This window comes from Allobosea sp. 67-29, from assembly GCF_001898115.1.
Lineage (GTDB): Bacteria > Pseudomonadota > Alphaproteobacteria > Rhizobiales > Beijerinckiaceae > Allobosea.
In genome coordinates this window covers 422,224-443,488 of record NZ_MKSQ01000007.1, presented here as the reverse complement: position 1 = coordinate 443,488, position 21,265 = coordinate 422,224, and the positions used below count along the sequence as shown (strand labels likewise).

Annotated in this window: 22 protein-coding genes; all 22 read left to right on the top strand. The window is 66.7% G+C overall.

Annotation, left to right across the window (positions count from 1 at the left end; translation table 11 throughout):
• The first annotated feature begins 4 nt into the window (after window positions 1–4).
• The 22 genes from nuoF (at window position 5) to der (ending at window position 21,200) form a co-directional block, all read left to right on the top strand.
• Window positions 5–1,309 (top strand): NADH-quinone oxidoreductase subunit NuoF, encoded by a 1,305-nt coding sequence (gene nuoF, locus BGO20_RS05790; protein ID WP_291661960.1) that lies wholly within the window; start codon window positions 5–7, stop codon window positions 1,307–1,309.
• 4 nt (window positions 1,310–1,313) lie between these two features.
• Window positions 1,314–3,377: an NADH-quinone oxidoreductase subunit NuoG gene (gene nuoG, locus BGO20_RS05785; protein WP_291661961.1), complete on the top strand. Its 2,064-nt coding sequence runs from the start codon at window positions 1,314–1,316 to the stop codon at window positions 3,375–3,377.
• Window positions 3,378–3,383: 6 nt separating this feature from the next.
• A complete protein-coding gene (gene nuoH, locus BGO20_RS05780; protein ID WP_291661962.1) occupies window positions 3,384–4,436 on the top strand; it encodes an NADH-quinone oxidoreductase subunit NuoH in 1,053 nt (350 codons plus the stop codon).
• A gap of 190 nt (window positions 4,437–4,626) precedes the next feature.
• Entirely contained in the window at window positions 4,627–4,863 is a 237-nt protein-coding gene (locus BGO20_RS05775; RefSeq protein WP_291661964.1) for a hypothetical protein, read from the top strand.
• A gap of 20 nt (window positions 4,864–4,883) precedes the next feature.
• Window positions 4,884–5,372 (top strand): NADH-quinone oxidoreductase subunit NuoI, encoded by a 489-nt coding sequence (gene nuoI / locus BGO20_RS05770; protein ID WP_038367698.1) that lies wholly within the window; start codon window positions 4,884–4,886, stop codon window positions 5,370–5,372.
• A 186-nt stretch (window positions 5,373–5,558) separates the two neighbouring features.
• Entirely contained in the window at window positions 5,559–6,182 is a 624-nt protein-coding gene (locus BGO20_RS05765; RefSeq protein ID WP_291661966.1) for an NADH-quinone oxidoreductase subunit J, read from the top strand.
• Window positions 6,179–6,487, top strand: coding sequence for an NADH-quinone oxidoreductase subunit NuoK (gene nuoK, locus BGO20_RS05760; protein ID WP_291661967.1), 309 nt, complete (start codon window positions 6,179–6,181; stop codon window positions 6,485–6,487). The genes BGO20_RS05765 and nuoK overlap by 4 nt, the downstream gene beginning before the upstream one ends.
• A 29-nt stretch (window positions 6,488–6,516) precedes the next feature.
• The gene (gene nuoL, locus BGO20_RS05755) at window positions 6,517–8,538 is read left to right on the top strand and encodes an NADH-quinone oxidoreductase subunit L (RefSeq protein ID WP_291661968.1); all 2,022 of its coding nucleotides are present in this window, start codon (window positions 6,517–6,519) and stop codon (window positions 8,536–8,538) included.
• A 4-nt stretch (window positions 8,539–8,542) separates the two neighbouring features.
• Window positions 8,543–10,054, top strand: coding sequence for an NADH-quinone oxidoreductase subunit M (locus BGO20_RS05750; RefSeq protein ID WP_291662588.1), 1,512 nt, complete (start codon window positions 8,543–8,545; stop codon window positions 10,052–10,054).
• Between the two features lie 10 nt (window positions 10,055–10,064).
• The gene (nuoN, locus tag BGO20_RS05745; RefSeq protein WP_291661969.1) at window positions 10,065–11,492 is read left to right on the top strand and encodes an NADH-quinone oxidoreductase subunit NuoN; all 1,428 of its coding nucleotides are present in this window, start codon (window positions 10,065–10,067) and stop codon (window positions 11,490–11,492) included.
• Between the two features lie 11 nt (window positions 11,493–11,503).
• Window positions 11,504–12,262, top strand: coding sequence for a biotin--[acetyl-CoA-carboxylase] ligase (locus tag BGO20_RS05740; protein WP_291661971.1), 759 nt, complete (start codon window positions 11,504–11,506; stop codon window positions 12,260–12,262).
• Between the two features lie 209 nt (window positions 12,263–12,471).
• The gene (locus BGO20_RS05735; RefSeq protein ID WP_291661973.1) at window positions 12,472–14,142 is read left to right on the top strand and encodes a ribonuclease J; all 1,671 of its coding nucleotides are present in this window, start codon (window positions 12,472–12,474) and stop codon (window positions 14,140–14,142) included.
• A gap of 89 nt (window positions 14,143–14,231) precedes the next feature.
• On the top strand, window positions 14,232–14,636 hold the full coding sequence (gene mce, locus BGO20_RS05730; protein WP_291661974.1) for a methylmalonyl-CoA epimerase: 405 nt from the start codon (window positions 14,232–14,234) through the stop codon (window positions 14,634–14,636).
• Window positions 14,637–14,640: 4 nt separating this feature from the next.
• Window positions 14,641–15,033, top strand: a complete 393-nt coding sequence (locus tag BGO20_RS05725; RefSeq protein ID WP_291661976.1) for a RidA family protein — start codon at window positions 14,641–14,643, stop codon at window positions 15,031–15,033.
• Window positions 15,030–15,260: a DUF1467 family protein gene (locus tag BGO20_RS05720; protein ID WP_291661978.1), complete on the top strand. Its 231-nt coding sequence runs from the start codon at window positions 15,030–15,032 to the stop codon at window positions 15,258–15,260. Before BGO20_RS05725 ends, BGO20_RS05720 begins: the two co-directional genes overlap by 4 nt.
• 520 nt (window positions 15,261–15,780) lie before the next feature.
• A complete protein-coding gene (locus tag BGO20_RS05715; protein ID WP_291666504.1) occupies window positions 15,781–16,341 on the top strand; it encodes a peptidylprolyl isomerase in 561 nt (186 codons plus the stop codon).
• A 52-nt stretch (window positions 16,342–16,393) separates the two neighbouring features.
• On the top strand, window positions 16,394–17,038 hold the full coding sequence (locus tag BGO20_RS05710) for a hypothetical protein (protein WP_291661983.1): 645 nt from the start codon (window positions 16,394–16,396) through the stop codon (window positions 17,036–17,038).
• Entirely contained in the window at window positions 17,038–17,508 is a 471-nt protein-coding gene (locus BGO20_RS05705) for a peptidylprolyl isomerase (RefSeq protein ID WP_089175232.1), read from the top strand. The genes BGO20_RS05710 and BGO20_RS05705 overlap by 1 nt, the downstream gene beginning before the upstream one ends.
• Before the next feature lie 29 nt (window positions 17,509–17,537).
• Window positions 17,538–17,915: a VOC family protein gene (locus BGO20_RS05700; RefSeq protein WP_291661985.1), complete on the top strand. Its 378-nt coding sequence runs from the start codon at window positions 17,538–17,540 to the stop codon at window positions 17,913–17,915.
• Between the two features lie 6 nt (window positions 17,916–17,921).
• Window positions 17,922–19,019, top strand: coding sequence for a tRNA preQ1(34) S-adenosylmethionine ribosyltransferase-isomerase QueA (gene queA, locus BGO20_RS05695; RefSeq protein WP_291661987.1), 1,098 nt, complete (start codon window positions 17,922–17,924; stop codon window positions 19,017–19,019).
• A gap of 70 nt (window positions 19,020–19,089) precedes the next feature.
• A complete protein-coding gene (locus BGO20_RS05690; RefSeq protein WP_291661988.1) occupies window positions 19,090–19,752 on the top strand; it encodes a tetratricopeptide repeat protein in 663 nt (220 codons plus the stop codon).
• A gap of 53 nt (window positions 19,753–19,805) precedes the next feature.
• Window positions 19,806–21,200, top strand: coding sequence for a ribosome biogenesis GTPase Der (der, locus tag BGO20_RS05685; protein WP_291661990.1), 1,395 nt, complete (start codon window positions 19,806–19,808; stop codon window positions 21,198–21,200).
• Window positions 21,201–21,265: the final 65 nt, after the last annotated feature.

The window sequence follows — 21,265 nt, the reverse complement described above, 5'->3', positions numbered from 1 at the left end:
GGACATGCTCGCAGATCGCGATCGCATCTTCACCAATCTCTACGGCCTGCATGACCGTACCCTGAAGGGTGCGATCCAGCGCGGTGCCTGGGACGGCACCAAGTTCCTGCTCGAGCAGGGCCGGGACTGGATCATCGACGAGATGAAGAAGTCCGGCCTGCGCGGCCGCGGCGGCGCCGGCTTCCCGACCGGGCTGAAATGGTCCTTCATGCCCAAGGTCAGCGACGGGCGCCCGCATTATCTCGTCGTCAACGCCGACGAGTCGGAGCCGGGCACCTGCAAGGACCGCGAGATCATGCGCAACGACCCGCATACGCTGGTAGAGGGCTGCTTGATCGCCTCCTTCGCAATGGGCGCGCATGCGGCCTATATCTACATCCGCGGCGAATACATCCGCGAGCGCGAGGCGCTGCAGCGCGCCGTCGACGAGGCCTATGAAGCGAAGCTCATCGGCAAGGACAACGTCCATGGCTATCCCTTTGATCTCTATGTGCATCACGGCGCCGGCGCTTATATCTGCGGCGAGGAGACGGCGCTGCTGGAGAGCCTCGAGGGCAAGAAGGGCATGCCGCGGCTGAAGCCGCCATTCCCGGCCAATATGGGCCTCTATGGCTGCCCGACCACGGTGAACAACGTCGAGTCTATCGCGGTCGCGCCGACCATCCTGCGCCGCGGCGCTGCCTGGTTCTCCTCGATCGGCACGCCGAACAATGTCGGCACCAAGCTCTTCTGCGTCTCGGGCCATGTGAACAAGCCCTGCAACGTCGAAGAGGCGATGGGCATTCCCTTCCGCGAACTGATCGACAAGCATTGCGGCGGCATCCGCGGCGGCTGGGACAATCTCAAGGCGGTCATCCCCGGCGGTTCGTCGGTGCGCATGGTCCCGGCCGAGCAGATCATCGACACGCCGATGGATTTCGACTCGCTCTCGAAGCTGCGCTCAGGCCTCGGCACGGCGGCGGTGATCGTGATGGACAAGTCGACCGACATCGTCCGCGCCATCGCCCGCATCAGCCATTTCTACAAGCATGAGAGCTGCGGCCAGTGCACGCCCTGCCGCGAGGGCACGGGCTGGATGTGGCGCGTCATGGAGCGCATGGCCGAGGGCCGCGCCCAGAAGCGCGAGATCGACATGCTGCTCGACGTCACCAAGCAGATCGAGGGCCATACGATCTGTGCGCTCGGCGACGCCGCGGCCTGGCCGATCCAGGGCCTGATCGCGCATTTCCGTCACGAGATCGAGCAGCGCATCGACGACTATGCCGCCAACCCGCACAGCGAGCCTGTGCGACTGATGGCGGCGGAGTGAGACCATGACCAAACTCGTCATCGACGGCATCGAGGTCGACGTCCCGGCCGATTACACGGTGCTCCAGGCCTGCGAGGCCGCCGGGGCCGAGATCCCGCGCTTCTGCTTCCATGAGCGGCTCTCGATCGCCGGCAATTGCCGCATGTGCCTCGTCGAGGTGAAGGGCGGCCCGCCGAAGCCGCAGGCCTCCTGCGCCATCGGCGTGCGCGACCTGCGCCCCGGCCCGAACGGCGAGCCGCCGGTGGTCTCCACCCGGTCGCCGATGGTCAAGAAGGCGCGCGAGGGGGTGATGGAGTTCCTGCTCATCAACCACCCGCTCGACTGCCCGATCTGCGACCAGGGCGGCGAATGCGACCTGCAGGACCAGGCGATGGCCTTCGGTACCGATTCCTCGCGCTTCGCGGAGAACAAGCGCGCCGTCGAGGACAAGTATATCGGCCCGCTGGTCAAGACGACGATGACGCGCTGCATCCAGTGCACGCGCTGCGTCCGCTTCACCACCGAGGTCGCCGGCGCCTCCGACCTCGGCGCCATCGGCCGCGGCGAGGACATGGAGATCACCACCTATCTCGAGCAGGCGATGTCGTCGGAGCTGCAGAGCAACGTCGTCGACCTCTGCCCGGTCGGCGCGCTGACCTCGAAGCCCTACCAGAACAAGGCGCGGCCCTGGGAGCTCACCAAGACCGAGAGCATCGACGTCATGGACGCGGTCGGCTCGGCGATCCGCGTCGACTCGCGCGGCAAGGAAGTGATGCGCATCCTGCCCCGTCTCAACGAGGCGGTGAACGAGGAGTGGATCTCCGACAAGACCCGCCACATCGTCGACGGCCTCAAGACCCAGCGCCTCGACCGGCCCTATATCCGCGAGCATGGCCGCCTGCGCCCGGCGAGCTGGAACGAGGCTTTCGCCGCGGTTGCTGCCAAGGTGAAGGCGACCGCGCCTGAGAAGATCGGCGCGATTGCCGGCGATCTCGCCGCGGTCGAGGAGATGTTCGCGCTGAAGAGCCTGATCGCCTCGCTCGGTTCGGCCAATCTCGATGCCCGCCAGGACGGCACGAAGCTGCATCCGAAGTTCGGCCGCGCATCTTACCTCCTCAATGCCGGCATCGCCGGGATCGAGGATGCGACCTCGCTGCTGATCGTCGGCTCGAACCCGCGCCGCGAGGCGCCGATCCTGAACGCCCGCATCCGCAAGCGCTGGCTGCGCGGCGACTTCAAGGTCAGCCTGATCGGCGAGAAGGCCGATTTGACCTACCCCTACGACTATCTCGGCGCCGGCCCGGAGACGCTGGCCGAGGTCGTCAAGTCCGCCCAGGCCGGTGGCGGCAAGCCGATGGTGCTGGTCGGGCAGGGGGCTCTCGCCCGCGCCGACGGCGAGGCGGTGCTTTCGCTCGCCGCCAAGGCAGCGCAGGCGCTGGGCGCCGTCACCGAAGGCTGGAACGGCTTCGGCGTGATCCACACGGCCGCCGCCCGCGTCGGGGCGCTCGATCTCGGCTTCGTGCCGGGCGAGGGCGGTCTGGACGCTGCCGCGATGGTCAAGCCGGGCGCGCTCGATCTGCTCTTCCTGCTCGGTGCCGATGAGATCGAGGTGCCGGAAGGCGCCTTCGTGATCTACCAGGGCACCCATGGCGACAAGGGCGCGCACCGCGCCGACGTCATCCTGCCGGGGGCGGCCTATACCGAGAAGTCCGGCACCTATGTGAACACCGAAGGCCGCGTCCAGATGGGCGACCGGGCCGCCTTCCCGCCGGGCGACGCCCGCGAGGACTGGGCGATCCTGCGCGCGCTCTCGGGCCATCTCGGCAAGACGCTGCCCTTCGACTCGTTGGCGGGCCTGCGCAGGGCGCTCTACGAGGCCTATCCGCAATTCGCCGCCATCGACGGGCTGCCCGCAGGCGATGCGGGCGCGATCGGCGGTCTCGCCGGCCTCGGCGGCAAGACCGACAAGGCGGGATTCGTCTCGCCCGTCGGCGATTTCTATCAGACCAACCCGATCGCGCGCGCTTCCGCCGTGATGGCGGAATGCTCGGCGCTGGCCTCCGGCCGGCACCGGCAGGCGGCGGAGTAAGCGGCCATGAACTGGGACCTCGTCCTCGATATCGCGATCGTTCTGGGCAAGAGCCTGCTGCTGCTGGTCTGCCTCCTGGTCTTCATCGCCTACATCCTGTTGGCCGACCGCAAGGTCTGGGCGGCGGTGCAACTCCGCCGCGGCCCGAACGTCGTCGGCCCCTTCGGGCTGTTCCAGAGCTTCGCGGACCTGATCAAGTTCGCGCTCAAGGAGCCGATCATCCCGGCCGGCGCCAACAAGGGCATCTTCCTGCTGGCGCCCTTCATCTCCTGCCTCTTGGCGCTCGGCGCCTGGGCGGTGATCCCGGTGGCGGAAGGCTGGGCGATCGCCGACATCAATGTCGGCATCCTCTATGTCCTCGCGATCTCCTCGCTCGGCGTCTACGGCATCATCATGGCCGGCTGGGCCTCGAACTCGAAATACCCGTTCATGAGCGCGCTGCGCTCGGCGGCGCAGATGGTGTCCTACGAGGTCTCGATCGGCTTCGTGATCATCACCGTGCTGCTCTGCGTCGGTTCGCTCAACCTCTCGGCCGTGGTCGAGGCGCAGCAGAACCGCGGCCTTGCCCATGCCCTGGGCGTTCCGTGGCTCTCGATCCTGAACTGGTACTTCATCCCGCTCTTCCCGATGTTCGTGGTCTTCTTCATCTCGGCGCTGGCCGAGACGAACCGGCCGCCCTTCGATCTGGCTGAAGCCGAGTCGGAGCTCGTTGCGGGCTTCATGGTCGAGTATTCCTCGACGCCGTACCTGCTGTTCATGCTCGGCGAATACGTGGCGATCATGACCATGTGCTCGCTGACCACGATCCTGTTCCTGGGCGGCTGGGCGCCGCCGGTAGCGCTGCCGCCCTTCACCTGGCTGCCTGGCGTGTTCTGGTTCGCGCTCAAGGTTTGCCTGGTGTTCTTCATGTTCGCGCTGGTGAAGGCCTTCGTGCCGCGCTACCGCTACGATCAGCTGATGCGCCTGGGCTGGAAGGTCTTCCTGCCGTTGTCGATCGCGAGCGTGGTGATCGTGGCGCTGGTGCTGCAGCTGACGGGCTGGGGCCCGGTCGGCGGATGATCAACCCGGCGATCGTGGGCCCGGCAGCGGGCATGGTCGTCGGCGGAATATGTTACGTGGTTTGTGTCGGCTTCGCGTCTTGGCGATGGGGCTACACTCCCACGGATGGGTTTGGTGAACTCGCCGTCGCGGCTTTCGTCGGCGGGCTCGTTGGATACAAAAGCGTTGCTTGGCTCGGGCTGGTGGCGCCATGAGCAGTGCCGGCCCGCTCGGCGCCCTGATCGGCTTCGGGCTGGGCCTGCTGGAATACCGGCTGATGTCGGCGGTGGTGATCGGGGCGCTCAGGCGCACGGATCGCTCGACGACGGAGGCCGAAAAGGCTGATTACGAGCGCCGCATCCGCATCCTGCGGGCGGTGCTGGTCGTGATGACGATCGGCGTCATGCCGATCCTGGGTTTCGTGATCGGCCGGACGCTGTCCGGCTGAGGATGCAAAGGACGAAGGCGATGTCACTCGCGCAAGCCGCAAGGGGCCTGCTGCTGAAGGAGTTCGTCGGGGCGATCGGCCTGTCGATGCGCTATTTCTTCAAGCCGAAGGCGACGCTGAACTACCCGTTCGAGAAGGGCCAGCTCTCGCCGCGCTTCCGGGGCGAGCATGCGCTGCGCCGCTATCCGAACGGTGAAGAGCGCTGCATCGCCTGCAAGCTCTGCGAGGCGATCTGCCCGGCGCAGGCCATCACCATCGAGGCCGGTCCGCGCCGCAACGACGGCACGCGCCGCACCACCCGTTACGACATCGACATGACCAAGTGCATCTACTGCGGCTTCTGCCAGGAGGCCTGCCCGGTCGATGCCATCGTCGAGGGGCCCAATTTCGAGTTCGCGACCGAGACCCGCGAGGAGCTGTTCTACGACAAGGACAAGCTGCTTGCGAACGGCGCGCGCTGGGAACGCGAGATCGCGCGCAACATCGCGATGGACGCGCCGTATCGGTGATTGACCGACCTCCGGCGTCGTCCCGCGACGATGCCGCAGGATGCGATTGAATTCATAGACCCGCCGTGCGGTTGTCCCTCCCGGCGGGCCTGATTATAGACGCTCCAAATTGCACCGGGCTCTTGAGTCCCGGCGCACGAACCAAACGAGGACCGCGCCGAGAAGGGGCGGGAAGGGCTGGCCGAGATGAATGCCGCAGCGGCTTTCTTCTATCTCTTCGCAGGGGTGACCGTGGCATCTGCCTTCATGGTGGTGACCTCGCGCAATCCCGTGCATTCGGTGCTCTATCTGATCCTGGCCTTCGTCAACGCGGCCGGGCTGTTCGTGCTGCTCGGGGCCGAGTTCCTCGCGATGCTGCTGGTCGTCGTCTATGTCGGTGCGGTCGCAGTGCTCTTCCTCTTCGTCGTGATGATGCTCGACGTCGATTTCGCCGAATTCCGCCAGGGCTTCCTCAACTACCTGCCGATCGGCGCGCTGATCGGCTTCATCTTCGCCGTCGAGCTTTTGATGGTGGTTGGCGCCTGGGCGATCGACCCGCAGCTCGTCAAGGCGCCGGTCGCCGCGATCCCGGCGGGCATGACCAATACCGAGGCGCTCGGCCGCGTGCTCTACACGCAATACGTCTACTACTTCCAGGCGGCGGGCCTCGTGCTGCTCGTCGCGATGATCGGCGCGATCGTGCTGACGCTGCGCGAGCGGAAAGGCATCAAGCGCCAGGACGTTCCCACCCAGAACGCCCGCACCAAGGAGACCGCCATGGCGGTCAAGCAGGTGCCCTCGCGCGCCGGCGTTCCCGAGGAGATGGCATGATGATCGGACTGGGCCACTATCTCGCCGTCGCGGCCATCCTGTTCACGCTCGGCGTGCTCGGCATCTTCATCAACCGCAAGAACGTCATCGTCATCCTGATGTCGCTGGAGCTGATCCTGCTCTCGGCGAACATCAACTTCGTCGCCTTCTCGAGCTATCTCGGCGACATCCTCGGCCAGGTCTTCGCCCTGTTCGTGCTGACGGTGGCGGCGGCCGAGGCCGCGATCGGCCTCGCCATCCTCGTCGTCTACTTCCGCAACCGCGGCTCGATCGCGGTGGAAGACATCAACATGATGAAAGGCTGAGCGCTTTAGGGCGCCTGGACCTCACGGCCATGTATCACGCGATCGTCTTCCTCCCTCTCATCGGCTTCCTGATCGCCGGCCTGTTCGGCCGGCTGATCGGCCCCCGCGGCTCCGAGATCGTCACCACGGCCCTGCTGGTCGTCTCGGCGGTGCTGTCCTGGGTCGCCTTCGCCCAGGTCGGCTTCGGCGGCGGCACGACGCGCGTCCAGGTGGCGAGCTGGATCTCCTCCGGCGAGCTGCAGGTCGACTGGGCCTTCCGCGTCGACACGCTGACGGCGGTGATGCTGGTCGTGGTCAACACCGTGTCGTCGCTCGTGCACCTCTACTCGATCGGCTACATGCACGAGGACCCGCACCGGCCGCGCTTCTTCGCCTATCTCTCGCTCTTCACCTTCGCCATGCTGATGCTGGTGACGTCGGACAACCTCGTCCAGATGTTCTTCGGCTGGGAAGGGGTGGGCCTCGCCTCCTATCTGCTGATCGGCTTCTGGTACCAGAAGCCTTCTGCCTGCGCCGCGGCGATGAAGGCCTTCATCGTCAACCGCGTCGGCGATTTCGGGTTCTCGCTCGGCATCTTCCTGGTCTTCGTGCTGTTCGGCTCGGTCGCCTTCGACTCGATCTTCCCGCATGTCGGCGAGCTCGTCGGCAAGCCCTTCCACTTCCTCGGCTATGACTGGAACGCGCTGACGATCGCGAGCCTGCTGCTGTTCATGGGCGCGATGGGCAAGTCGGCGCAGTTCCTGCTGCACACCTGGCTGCCGGACGCGATGGAAGGCCCGACCCCGGTCTCGGCGCTGATCCATGCCGCGACCATGGTCACCGCCGGCGTCTTCATGGTGGCGCGCCTGTCGCCGATCTTCGAATATGCGCCGGTCGCGCTCACGGTCGTCACCGTCATCGGCGCCACCACGGCCTTCTTCGCCGCGACCGTCGGCCTGGTGCAGAACGACATCAAGCGCGTCATCGCCTATTCGACCTGCTCCCAGCTCGGCTACATGTTCGTCGCGCTCGGCGTCGGCAATTACGGCGCCGGCATCTTCCACCTCTTCACCCACGCCTTCTTCAAGGCGCTGCTGTTCCTCGGCGCCGGCTCGGTCATCCACGCGATGCATCACGAGCAGGACATGCGGAACATGGGCGGCCTGCGGAAATACATCCCCTTCACGGCCGCGGCGATGACGATCGGCACGCTGGCGCTGACCGGCTTTCCCGGCTTCGCCGGCTATTTCTCGAAGGATGCGATCATCGAGAGCGCCTATGCCTCGGTCGAGCATGGCGGCTTCGCCTCCTCCTATGCCTTCGTGCTGCTGGTGGTCGCGGCGGCGATGACGTCGTTCTATTCCTGGCGCCTCTATTTCATGACCTTCGAGGGCGCGCCGCGCTGGGGCCATGCCGCGCATGGCCACGACGACCACGCTCATGCCGCGCACGGTCATGACGAGCAGGCGCATGACGATCACGGCCATGGCGGCCACGGCCATGACCACACTCCCCATGAGAGCCCGTGGGTGATGCTGCTGCCGCTCGCCATGCTCTCGGCCGGGGCGATCTTCGCCGGCTACGCCTTCAAGGAGTATTTCGTCGGCCACGACTTCGAGCATTTCTGGAAGTCGGCGCTGTTCATGGGCAAGGACAACCACATCCTGCACGCGATGCACGAGGTGCCGAAATGGGTGGTCTGGTCGCCGTTCGCGGCGATGGTGATCGGCTTCGCGCTGGCCTACTGGATGTATGTCAGCCGGCCGGACATCCCGGGCAGGCTCGCTGCGGCGAACCCGGCGCTGTACCAGTTCCTGCTCAACAAGTGGTATTTCGACGAGATCTACGACTTCCTGTTCGTGCGTCCGGCGAAGTGGCTCGGCCGCTTCCTGTGGAAGAAGGGCGACGGCTTCGTCATCGACGGCTTCGGCCCGGACGGCGTCTCGGCCCGCGTCGTCGACGTGACCAACCGCGTCGTCAGGCTGCAGACCGGTTATCTCTATCACTATGCCTTCGCCATGCTGATCGGTGTCGCCGGGCTGGTGACCTGGTATCTCCTGACCCGCGGGTGAGATGATGTTCGGTTTCGGTATCCTCACCGGTCTCCTGATCCTGCCGCTGGTCGGCGCGGCGCTGATCCTCGTGCTGCGCGGCGACGAGGCCTCGGTCGGCTCGAACGCGCGCTGGATCGCGCTGTTCACGACGGTCCTGACCTTCATCCTCGCCTGGATCGCCTGGAGCCGCTTCAACCCGGCCGATCCTGGCTTCCAGCTCGTCGAGAGCCATGCCTGGATCTCGGAGGCGATCCGCTTCAAGCTCGGCGTCGACGGCTTCTCCTTCCCGTTCATCGTGCTGACGGCCTTCCTGATGCCGTTCTGCATCGGCGCATCCTGGACCTCGGTCGAGAAGCGGGTGGCCGAGTACATGGTCGCCTTCCTGGTGCTGGAGGCGCTGATGATCGGCGTCTTCGCGGCGCTCGACCTCGTGCTGTTCTACCTGTTCTTCGAGGCGGGCCTGATCCCGATGTTCCTGATCATCGGCATCTGGGGCGGCAAGCGGCGCGTCTACGCCTCCTACAAGTTCTTCCTCTACACGCTCCTCGGCTCGGTGCTGATGCTGCTGGCCGTGATGGCGATGTACTGGAACGCGGGCACCACCGACATTCCCTCGCTGCTCGCGCACAAGTTTCCGGCCGGCATGCAGACCTGGCTCTGGCTCGCCTTCTTCGCATCCTTCGCGGTGAAGATGCCGATGTGGCCGGTCCATACCTGGCTGCCCGACGCCCACGTCGAGGCGCCGACCGCGGGCTCCGTCGTGCTGGCGGCCATCCTGCTGAAGATGGGCGGCTACGGCTTCATCCGCTTCTCGATTCCGATGTTCCCCGAGGCGTCGCATTATTTCGCGCCGCTGGTCTTCGCTTTGTCGGTCATCGCCATCGTCTACACCTCGCTGGTGGCGATGATGCAGGAGGACATCAAGAAGCTGATCGCCTATTCCTCGGTGGCGCATATGGGCTTCGTCACCATGGGTCTGTTCACGCTGACCCCGCAGGGCATCCAGGGCGCGATGTACCAGATGGTCAGCCACGGGCTGGTCTCGGGCGCGCTCTTCCTCTGCGTCGGCGTGATCTACGACCGCATGCATACCCGCGAGATCGCCGCCTATGGTGGGCTGGTGAACCGGATGCCGCTCTATGCGGTCGTCTTCATGGTCTTCACCATGGCCAATGTCGGCCTGCCGGGTACCTCGGGCTTCGTCGGCGAATTCCTGACGCTCCTCGGCTCGTTCCGGGCCAATCCCTGGGTCGCCTTCTTCGCCACCTCGGGCGTGATCCTCTCGGCCTGCTATGCGCTGTGGCTCTATCGCCGCGTCGTGTTCGGCGAACTGGTGAAGCCCGAGCTCAAGGACATCCAGGACCTGAACGGCCGCGAGGTCGCAATCCTGGTCCCGCTCGTCCTGCTGACGATCTGGTACGGCATCCAGCCGCACACCATCCTCGACGCCTTCGCGGCGCCGACCGAAATGCTGATCAAGAACTATCAGGCCGCGCTCACCGTCGCGAAGACGGCGCTCGCGGCCGCGCAGTAAGGTCTCGGACATGGCTCTGCCCGCTCTCGGCCCGGCCCTGCCGGAAATCATTCTGGCGCTTGGCGCCATCGCCATGGTGCTGGTCGGCGCCATCCAGCGCGAGCGCTCCGCCCGTCTCCTGGAAGGGGCGGCGCTGGTCCTGCTGGCCGTGGCGCTGGTGCTCGTCCTGTCGGGAACGGGCAAGCTCCTGACCTTCAACGGCGGCTTCATCGTCGATGGCTTCGCGCGCTTCATGAAGGTGCTGACGCTGATCGGCGCCGGCGCGGCGATCCTGCTCGCCTCCAGCCCGCTGCGCCGTGACGGCGTGATGCGCTTCGAGTTCCCGGTCCTCGTCGTGCTGGCCACCATCGGCATGATGATGATGATCTCGGCCAACGACCTGATCGGGCTCTATATCGGCATCGAGCTGCAGTCGCTGGCGCTCTACGTCGTCGCGGCCTTCGACCGCGACAATGCGAAATCGACGGAAGCCGGCCTGAAGTACTTCATCCTCGGCACGCTTTCCTCCGGCATGCTGCTCTATGGCGGCTCGCTGGTCTATGGCTTCACCGGAACGGTCAGCTTCACCGGGATCGCCGCGGCGACGCAGGGCGGCCACGCCGGGCTCGGCCTGATCTTCGGCATCGTCTTCATCGCGGCCGGCGTCGTCTTCAAGATCTCGGCCGTGCCGTTCCACATGTGGACGCCGGACGTCTATGAGGGCGCTCCGACCCCGATCGCGGCCTTCTTCGCCTCGGCTCCGAAGATGGCCGCCATGGCGATGGTGATCCGGATCTTCATCGGCGCCTTCCCGGGCGCGATCCACGACTGGCGCCAGATCATCATCTTCATCGCGATCGCCTCGATGGCGCTCGGCGCGTTCGCCGCGATCGGCCAGCGCAACATCAAGCGCCTGCTGGCCTATTCCTCGATCGCCAACATGGGCTATGCGCTGGTCGGTCTCGCCGCCGGCACGCCCGAAGGCGTGCAGGGCGTGATGACCTACATGGCGATCTACCTCGCCACGACGCTCGCCGCCTTCGCCTGCGTGCTGATGATGCGCCGCGACGGCAAGCTGGTCGAGGACATCTCCGAGCTCGCCGGCCTGTCGCGGACCAATGGCTGGATGGCGTTTGCGCTGTCGATGATGATGTTCTCGCTCGCCGGCATCCCGCCGCTCGCCGGCTTCTGGGCGAAGTGGTACGTCTTCCTCGCCGCGATCAACGCCAAGCTCTACGTGCTGGCCGTGGTCGGCGTGCTGACCAGCGTGGTCGGCGCCTACTACTATCTGCGCCTGGTCAAGGTGATGTATTTCGACGATCCGAAACCGGCCTTCGAGGAGGCCGATCTCGGGGTGCGCACGGTGTTGCTGATCTCGGCGCTGTTCGTGCTGGTGCTGTCCTTCGTTCCGGCGCCCCTGTTCGACTCGGCTGCCGCGGCGGCGAAGTCGCTGTTCTGAGCTCGCAGCGCGTGCTCGGCGAAGCGGCTCGTGCTGCGAGCTACCGGCTGGTCGTCCGGGACGAGGTGGCCTCGACGATGGACGAGGCCCGCCGGGCTCTCGAGCAGGGCGAGCCCGGCAAGCTCTGGATCGTCGCCCGCAGCCAGCATGCCGGGCGCGGGCGCCACGGCCGGCAGTGGGGCTCGCCGCCCGGCAATCTCTACGCCAGCCTGCTCCTGACCGACCCCTGCGAGCCGGCGCTCGCGCCGCAGCTCGGCTTCGTCGCCGGCCTCGCGCTGCACGATGCCGCAGCCGGGCTGCTCGGACCTGCGGCCTCCGGCCTAAGGCTGAAATGGCCCAACGACCTGCTGCTCGGCGGCGCCAAGACCTCCGGCCTGCTGCTCGAAGGCGAGAGCCGCGGCGGGCGGCTCAACGTCATTCTCGGCTGTGGAGTCAATATCGCCTCCTGCCCGTCCGATACGCCCTATCCCGCGACCTATCTCAAGGCGGTTGCGCCGGAGGCGAGCGTCGAGGCGCTGCTCGGCGCCCTCAGCGACGCCTGGGCCAGGCGCTTCGCCGTCTGGTCGCAGCCCGGCGGCTTCGGCCCGACGCGTGCCGCCTGGCTCGAGCGGGCCGCCTTCCTGGGCGAGACCATCACGATCCGACTGCCGGAAGGGCCACTCGCCGGCATCTTCATCGGCCTCGATCCGATCGGGCGCCTGGAACTCGAAACCGAGGCCGGACGGCGCCTGATCGACGCTGGCGACCTGTTCTTCGGACGTCCCGCCTGATCGTTGGCCCCGGCTCGACCTGCTTCGATCTGGAGACGAAGCCGCCGGCGTGCTAGATCATCGGGCGCTCGACCGGACGCGGTTGTGATGCTCTATCGGATTGTTATCGCATCGGAATCCGCGGAAATGTGAATTCCGCCTTCCGATGCTATACCGCTCGTTGCCATCACGCGGCATCGATCAAGCCATTGCCAGAATCAGGATTGCCAGTGACCCGTTCCAGCGACCAGCTCGTTTTCGTTCCCCTCGGCGGCCTCGGCGAGATCGGCATGAACGCCGCTCTCTACGGCTTCGGGCCCGAGGGCCGGCGAAAATGGATCCTGGTCGATTGCGGGCTGTCCTTCGCCGGGCCGGAGGCGCCGGGCGTCGATATCGTCCTGCCCGACCTGCGCTACATCATCGAGGAGCGGGCGAACCTTCTCGGGATCGTCATCACCCACGCCCATGAGGACCATATCGGCGCGCTTGCGGCGCTCTGGCCCTCGTTGCGCGCGCCGGTCTACTGCACGCCGTTCGCCGCCGGCCTGCTCGGCACGCGCCGCCTGTCGGAGCCGGGCGCGCCCAAGGTCGAGATCAACGTCGTGCCGCAGGGCGGGCGGATCACGCTCGGCCCCTTCGATATCGAGTTCGTGCCCGTCGCGCACTCCATCCCCGAGTCGAACGCGCTGGCCATCCGGACCCCGGCCGGGCTGCTCGTCCATACCGGCGACTGGAAGATCGACCCGACCCCGCGCGTCGGCCTGCCGACCGACGAGAAGCGCCTGCGCGAGCTCGGCGAGGAGGGCGTCCTCGCGCTGATCTGCGACTCGACCAACGTCATGCGCGAAGGCATCAGCCCGAGCGAGGCCGATGTCGCGGCCAAGCTCAAGGAGCTGGTGCAGTCGGCGCCGGGCCGGGTCGCCGTCACCACCTTCGCCTCGAACGTCGCACGCCTGCGCGCGGTGGCCGAGGCGGCGATGGCGAACGAGCGGGAGGTCGTTGTCGTCGGCCGCGCCATGGAGCGGGTGATCGACGTGGCGCGCGAATGCGGCTATCTCGACGGCATACCGGGTTTTCGCCCGGTCGACGCCTATGGCTACCTGCCGCGCGACAAGGTGGTGGCGCTGCTCACCGGCAGCCAGGGCGAGCCGCGTGCGGCGCTTTCGCGCATCGCTGCCGACGACCATCCCGAGATCGCGCTTTCGCCGGGCGACCGGGTCATTTTCTCCTCGCGCACCATCCCCGGCAACGAGAAATCGGTCGGCAACATCCTGAACGCGCTGGCCCGCGACAATATCGAGATCATCACCGACCGCACCCATCTGGTCCATGTCTCCGGCCATCCGCGCCGCGAGGAGCTGGCCCGGCTCTATGGCTGGCTGAAGCCGCAGATCGCGATCCCCGCCCATGGCGAGGATCTGCATCTGGCCGAGCATGAGAGCTTCGCCCGCAGTCTCGGCGTCAGGCACGTGCTGCGCGCCGGCAATGGCGACGTGGTCGCGATCTCGGGCGACGGCGCCCGCAAGGCCGACGAGGCGCCGCATGGCCGGCTCTATCAGGATGGCAGCCTGCTGGTGAACGCGCTGGAGAAGACCATCCAGGAGCGCCGCCGATTGTCTTTCGCCGGCATGGTTTCGGTGGCGGTCGCCGTCGACGAGAAGGGCGGCATCGCCGGCGAGCCGGAGATCGCGATCCTCGGCTTGCCGCCGCGGACCCAGGACGGCACGGATTTCGACGAATATGTCGCCGACACCGTCGCCGAACTCCTCGACGGCATCCCCGAGGCCCGCCGACGCGACCCTGAAGCCCTGCGCAACGCGCTGGAGCGCGGCGTGCGCAGTGCCGTCAACGAGGAATGGGGCAAGAAGCCGCTGGTGCATGCGCTGGTGATTGAGGTGTAGGACGGTCGGGAGTAGGCAGTAGGCAGTCGGGACGCGAACGCCACTGCGGCTACCGACTGCCCATTGCCGACTGCCTGAGCGGAGCTGCCATGATCGGACGCCTCAACCATGTCGCCATCGCCGTGAAGGATCTCGCGGCCTCGACGGCGCTCTATCGCGACACGCTCGGCGCGCGCGTCTCGCAGCCGCAGCCCGAGCCGGATCACGGCGTCACCGTGGTCTTCGTCGAACTGCCCAACACCAAGGTCGAGTTGCTGGAACCGCTGGGGGCTGACTCTCCCGTCGCCAAGTTCCTCGAGCGCAATCCCGATGGCGGCATCCATCACATCTGCTACGAAGTCGACGATATCCTCGCCGCCCGCGACCGGCTGAAGGAGCAGGGCGCGCGCGTGCTGGGCTCCGGCGAGCCGCGCATCGGCGCTCACGGCAAGCCGGTGCTTTTCCTGCACCCGAAGGATTTCCTCGGCACGCTGGTCGAGCTGGAACAGGCCTGAGCCCATGTCCGACATCGTCTTCTTCGGTCAGCCGGAGGCCGGTTCGCCGCGCCCGTTCAGTGCCGCGACCGTTGCCGGAGGCCTCGTCTTCGTTTCCGGGCACTCCGCACCGCATGATCCGGCCCGCGGCATCCACCGCGGCGCGACCCCGGCCGAGGAGGTGCGCAATGCATTGGGCCGCGTTGCGGAAATCCTGGCGGAGGCGGGAAGCTCGCTGGATCGCGTCGTGCAGATGACGATGCTGATCACGGATCCGGCCGACTATGCCGCCTGCAACGCCGCGTATGTGACGCACTTCCCCGGCGGCCTGCCGGCGCGCCATACCGCCCGCTTCGGCGTCCCGACCGAGGCGCGGGTCGCCTTTTCCTGCATCGCCCTGGCGGGAGCCGCATCATGACAATCGCCAGCGCGCTCGCGGTCTATTTCATCATCTGGTGGACGGTGCTGTTCGCCGTGCTGCCCTTCGGCATTCGGAGCCAGCAGGAGAGCGGCGATGTCGTCGATGGCACCGAGCCCGGTGCCCCGGTGCTGCCGGGCCTGCTGAAGAAGGCAGCGATCACCTCGGTCATCGCCGCCGTCATCTTCGTCTTCGTCTGGTATATCTGGTCGGCCTACGATTTCTGAGGGCATGCGCCCCGTCAGCGGCGTCTTCGCTCGGCAATGTGCCGAAAGCCTCCCGCGAGAAGCTGTTTCGTCCGAATCGGAGCAAAAGCACGCGCATCGAGCGCAACTGCAGCATCGCTTCAGTGCGGGGATGCCGCAGGGTGACGCCTCAGGGGAAGCGGCCAAAGAAAAAGGCAAGGCCGATGCCTTGCCTTGGTAAGTACGCTTTTTTCCGCAGTATCGGCGCACGTCTCAAAAGCGTACGACTTGTATACTAGCGGGCGTTCGTTCCTCCCGAGACCTGGTCCGCGGCGCTCTGCCTAACAAAGCGTGCCCAGCCCGGGAAGGATTAGCCGATTGTGACGGAGCTGTCATCAGTTTAGGCACGTCGCGCCTCAACTTTTTGCAAATTCAATCTCGATTGCACTTGTGCAGTGCAACAAAGGCGGAATCAGAGGCGCGGTCGCGCCTTGTTCCGGCCAAAGGATGCGGCTACTCACCGGGGCAGCGCCGCCGGGATCTGGCGGCCATGGAGATGTTCATGCTGCGCAGCCCGCTTGCCGCCCTAGCCCTCGTCGCCTCGCTCGGCCTTGCCCAGGCGCAGACCGCCGCCCCGGCCCCGAAGCTCGACCCGGAGAACACGGTGGTGCTGACCACCAAGGATGGCCCGGTGACGATCCGGCTTCGGCCCGATCTCGCGCCGAAGCACGTCGCGCAGATCAAGACCCTGGTGAAGCGCCACTTCTACGACGGCATCGTCTTTCACCGTGTCATCGACGGCTTCATGGCCCAGACCGGCGACCCGACGGGCACCGGCACCGGCGGCTCGGACCTGCCGAACATTCCGGCCGAGTTCAGCCAGACGCCCTATAAGGTCGGGTCGGTCGGCATGGCGCGCTCGCAGTCGCCGAACTCGGCCAATTCGCAGTTCTTCATCTGCTACGAGGGCTGCGGCTCGCTGACCGGCAGCTATACGCTGTTCGGCGAGGTGGTTTCCGGGATGGATGCGGTCCGCAAGATCAAGAAGGGGGCGTCCGGCAGCGGCCAGGTGACGAATCCCGACAAGATCATCTCGATGCGGATGCTGTCGGACGCCAAGTAAGCCGCTGCGAACATCGGAAGAGGCAGGGCGTTCTGGTGCAAAGGAGTGAAGCATGCGCCATCTCGCCCTGACCGCCATCGTCCTCGCCGCGGCGCTTTCGCCGGCTGAGGCGCAGGAGACGCTCGATCTCGGACGGCCGCCGGCTTCCGGTTCGCAAAACCCCGTTCTGCCGCCGCCCTCCGGCTCGCAGAATCCGATCCTGCCGCCGCCGAGCGGGCAGCGCTATGCTCCCGGCGTCGGTGGCCCGTTCAGCGGCAGCGACATTCCCGGCCTGGATCAGCGCCGCATCGGCCCACCGCGCCTCAGGAGCGGCAGCGGCGATATCGGGCTCGTCGGGGACGTCTCGCCCCAGACGCCGGCCGAGCAGGGCGGCACCGTCGACAAGCTCGTCGATATCGGCCCGGCGCTGCGCCGTTGCTGGCAGCCGCCGGCCTTGCCGGGGGACCTGACCGGCGCGATGGTCTCGCTGCGCTTCAGCCTGCGCCGCGACGGGACTCTCTTCGGCCAGCCCCGCGTCACCTGGGAAACCCGCCGGGGCGATGCCGCTTTCCAGCGGCGCTTCAGCGAGTCCGCCGTCGCCGCGGTGGACGCCTGCACGCCGATGAGGTTGTCGAAGGGCCTCGGAGCGAGTATCGCGGGGCGACCCTTCACCATACGCTTCCACGGCCATGTGCCGCTCAACGAAAGGCAGAGCTGATGTCGCTCGATCCGGAAAACACCATCGTCATGGAGACGACCAAGGGCCGCGTGGTGATCAAGCTGCGCCCCGATCTCGCGCCCGGCCATGTCGAGCGCATCAAGCTGCTTGCCCGTGAGGGCTTCTACGACGGCATCGTCTTCCATCGTGTCATCGACGGCTTCATGGCCCAGGTCGGCTGCCCGCATGGCACCGGCACCGGCGGCTCGAGCTACCCGGACCTGAAGCAGGAGTTCAACGCCGAGCCGCATGTCCGCGGCATCTGCTCGATGGCTCGCGCCCAGAACCCGAACTCGGCCAACAGCCAGTTCTTCATCGTGTTCGACGATGCCCGCTTCCTCGACAAGCAGTACACCGTCTGGGGCGAGGTCGTCGAAGGCATGGAGAACGTCGACAAGATCAAGCGCGGCGAGCCGGTGCGCGATCCCGACTCCATCGTCTCGATGAAGGTGATGGCCGACGCGGCCTGATGAAGACGGCTCAGGGATCTGTCCCTGTCATGCGGGTGGCGCGAGCGACGAACGATCTCGCGCCGCTGCGCCGCTTCTATTCTGATGGGCTGGGCTTCGAGGAAATCTCGGGCTTCGAGAACCATGACGGCTTCGACGGCGCGATGATGGGCCATCCCGCATGGCCCTATCATCTCGAATTCACCGTTCGGCACGGGCATTATGTCTCCGGCGCGTCGACGCCTGAGAACCTGCTCGTGTTCTATCTCCCCGATGCTGCGGACTGGACCCGTGCGGTCGTCCGCATGGAGGCGGCCGGTTTCGACCCCGTCGAACCTGCCAACCCCTGGTGGTCGACGCATGGGCGGACCTTCGAGGATGCCGACGGCTATCGGGTCGTGCTCGAGAACCGGGCCTGGGTCCGGTAAACACCGATGAATGTCGATCTTTTCGATTTCGATCTGCCGGAAGACCGTATCGCGCTGAGGCCCGCAAGCCCTCGCGATGCGGCGCGGCTGCTCGTCGTGCGGCCGGATACGCCCGAGCCTTTCGCGGATATGGGAATCCGCGACCTGCCCGCGCTGCTTCAGCCGGGGGACGCGCTGGTGCTCAACGATACGCGCGTCATTCCCTCGCGGCTGCGCGGCCGACGCTATCGCGGCGAGGATTCTGCCCGCGTCGAGATCATGCTGCACAAGCGTGAGAGCGAGGATCGCTGGCTGGCCTTCGCCCGCCCGGCCAAGAAGCTCGCGCCGGGTGAGACGGTGGTCTTCGATTCCGAAGGCGCCAGCAATGCCTGCGAGCTCGGCCGCCTCCAGGCCGAAGTCGTCGCCAGGGGCGAGGGCGGGGAGGTCGAGCTGCGCTTCAGCCTGACCGGCGCCTGGCTCGACGAGGCGATCGCGCGGCTGGGCGAGTTGCCGCTGCCGCCCTATATCGCCGGCAAGCGCCCGGCCGACAGCGCCGATGCCTCCGACTATCAGACGGCCTATGCCCGGCACGAGGGCGCCGTCGCGGCGCCGACGGCCGGATTGCACTTCACGCCGGAGCTGTTCGCGGCGCTGGATGCGCGCGGCGTATCGCGCCATTTCGTGACGCTGCACGTCGGCGCGGGCACCTTCCTGCCGGTCAAGGCCGAGGACACCAAAGAGCACCGCATGCATGCGGAGTGGGGCACCGTTTCCGCCGAGACCGCGGCCGCGCTCAATGCCGTGAGGGCGCGAGGCGGGCGCATCGTCGCCGCCGGCACGACCTCGCTGCGGCTGCTCGAAAGCGCGACGGGCGAGGACGGCGTCGTCGGACCGTTCTCCGGCGACACGGCGATCTTCATCACGCCGGGCTATCGCTTCCGCGCCGTCGACGTGCTGATGACCAATTTCCATCTGCCGCGGTCGACCTTGTTCATGCTCGTCTCCGCGTTCTGCGGCCTCGACGTGATGAAACGGGCCTATGCCCATGCGATCGCCGAGCAATATCGCTTCTACAGCTATGGCGACGGCAGCCTGCTGTTCAGGGCAAGCCGGCCGCAAGCCTGAAGAGCCGTTCCCGCTCGCATTCCCCGCACGAAAATGCTACCGGGCTCCCAACAGGGATTTTGACAGTCAGATGGCCGATATTTTTCGCGAGATCGATGAGGAGGTTCGCCGGGACAAGGCGGCGGAGCTCTGGAAGAAATATGGCTGGGTCGTCACCGCGCTGGCGGTGCTTGTCGTCGTCGGCGTCGCCGGCTGGCAGTTCTGGCAGCATCAACGCAACCAGGCCGCCGCCGCCGTCGGCGCGCGCCTCGAGGCTGCGTTGAAATCCTCGCGCGACGGCGACAGCGGCCAGGCTGAGTCGATCCTGAAGGAACTCGCCGCCAATGCGCCGGCCGGCTATCGCGAGATCGCCCGCTTCCGCCTCGCCGCCGAGACCGCCAAGGGCGATCCGGCGGCCGGCGCGACCGCCTTCGACGCGCTCGCCAACGACGCCTCGCTCGACGCGACCTATCGCGATCTCGCCCGTCTGCGGGCCGGCATCCTGCGTGTCGACCTCGTGCCCTATGCCGAGATCAAGCAGGCGCTTGAGCCGCTGGCGACGCCGACGGGAGTCTGGCGCCATTCGGCCCGCGAATTTCTCGGCATCTCGGCCTTGAAGCACAACCTGTTCGACGATGCCGGGCGCTGGTTCGACGCGATCGTCACCGACCCGGCGACGCCGCAGGCCGAGCGCCAGCGCGCCGACCTCTATCTGGCGCTGGTCCGCGGCGGCCCCGTGACGGTACAGAACTGATCTGACGCGCTCTCCGGTCGGCGCTTCCTCGGCCGACGCATTGATTGACTGAAATGACAGCCATCGTCGCCCTCATCGGCCGGCCCAATGTCGGCAAGTCGACGCTGTTCAACCGGCTGGTCGGCAAGAAGCTGGCCTTGGTCGACGACCGGCCAGGCGTCACGCGCGACCGCCGCGAGGGCGACGCGACGCTGGGTCATCTGCGCTTCAAGGTGATCGACACCGCCGGGCTGGAAGAGGCGGACAAGGATTCGCTCGCCGGCCGCATGCGCGCCCAGACCGAGACGGCCATCGCCCAGGCCGATGTCGTGGTGTTCATGATCGACGCCCGGCTCGGCCTCACCCCGATGGACCAGCCCTTCGCCGATCTCGTCCGCCGGTCCGGCAAGCCGGTGATCCTGCTGGCCAACAAGGCCGAGGGCAAGAAGGGCGCGGACGGCATCATCGACGCCTATTCGCTCGGCCTCGGCGATCCCGTCCCGTTCTCGGCGGAGCATGGCGAGGGCACGGCCGACCTGCTGGAGGCGCTCGCGCCCTTCGTCGCGGATGAGCCCGAAGACGAGGACGGAGACGAGCAGGCGGCCTGGGACGATACCGCGGGCGATGATTCCGAGGATAATCTCGACCCGAACCGGCCCTTGCGCGTCACCATCATCGGCCGCCCGAATGCGGGCAAGTCGACGCTGGTCAACCGCATGATCGGCGAGGATCGCCTGCTTGTGGGTCCCGAAGCCGGCATCACGCGCGACACCATATCCGTCGACTGGGAATGGCGCGGCCACAAGGTCAAGCTGTTCGACACCGCCGGCATGCGCAAGCGTGCGCGCATCGAGGAGAAGCTGGAGAAGCTCTCGGTTGCTGATTCGCTGCGCGCTATCCGCTTTGCAGAAGTGGTCGTGGTGCTGCTCGACGCGACCATCCCTTTCGAGAAGCAGGACCTGACGCTTGTCGACCTGACCGAGCGCGAGGGCAGGGCCGTCGTGATCGGCCTCAACAAATGGGACCTGGTCGCCGACAAGCAGGGCCTGCTCGCCGAGCTCAAGGAAAAGGCCAACCATCTGCTGGCGCAGGTGCGAGGTGTCCCGATCGTGCCGTTGTCCGGCCTCGCGGGCGAGGGCATCGACCGGCTGATGCAGGCGGTATTTTCGGCCTACGGGGTCTGGAACCGCCGCGTCTCGACCGCGCGGATCAACCGCTGGCTCGAAGGCGTGCTTTCGGCACATCCGCCGCCGGCCGTCGCAGGTCGACGCATCAAGATCCGCTACATGACGCAGGCCAAGGCGCGCCCGCCGACCTTCGCGCTGTTCGGCAACCAGCTCGAGCATCTGCCGGTGTCCTATACGCGCTATCTCGTCAACAACCTGCGAGAGGCCTTCGAGCTGCCGGGCACGCCGATCCGCCTGCACCGGCGCGGCGGGCACAATCCCTACGACAAGGGCAAGGGTTAGCGCGGGGGCTTTCCGTCTCTCCTCGGGCGAGAAGGCGGTAGCGCGCTGCGCCCACGGATCAGGGC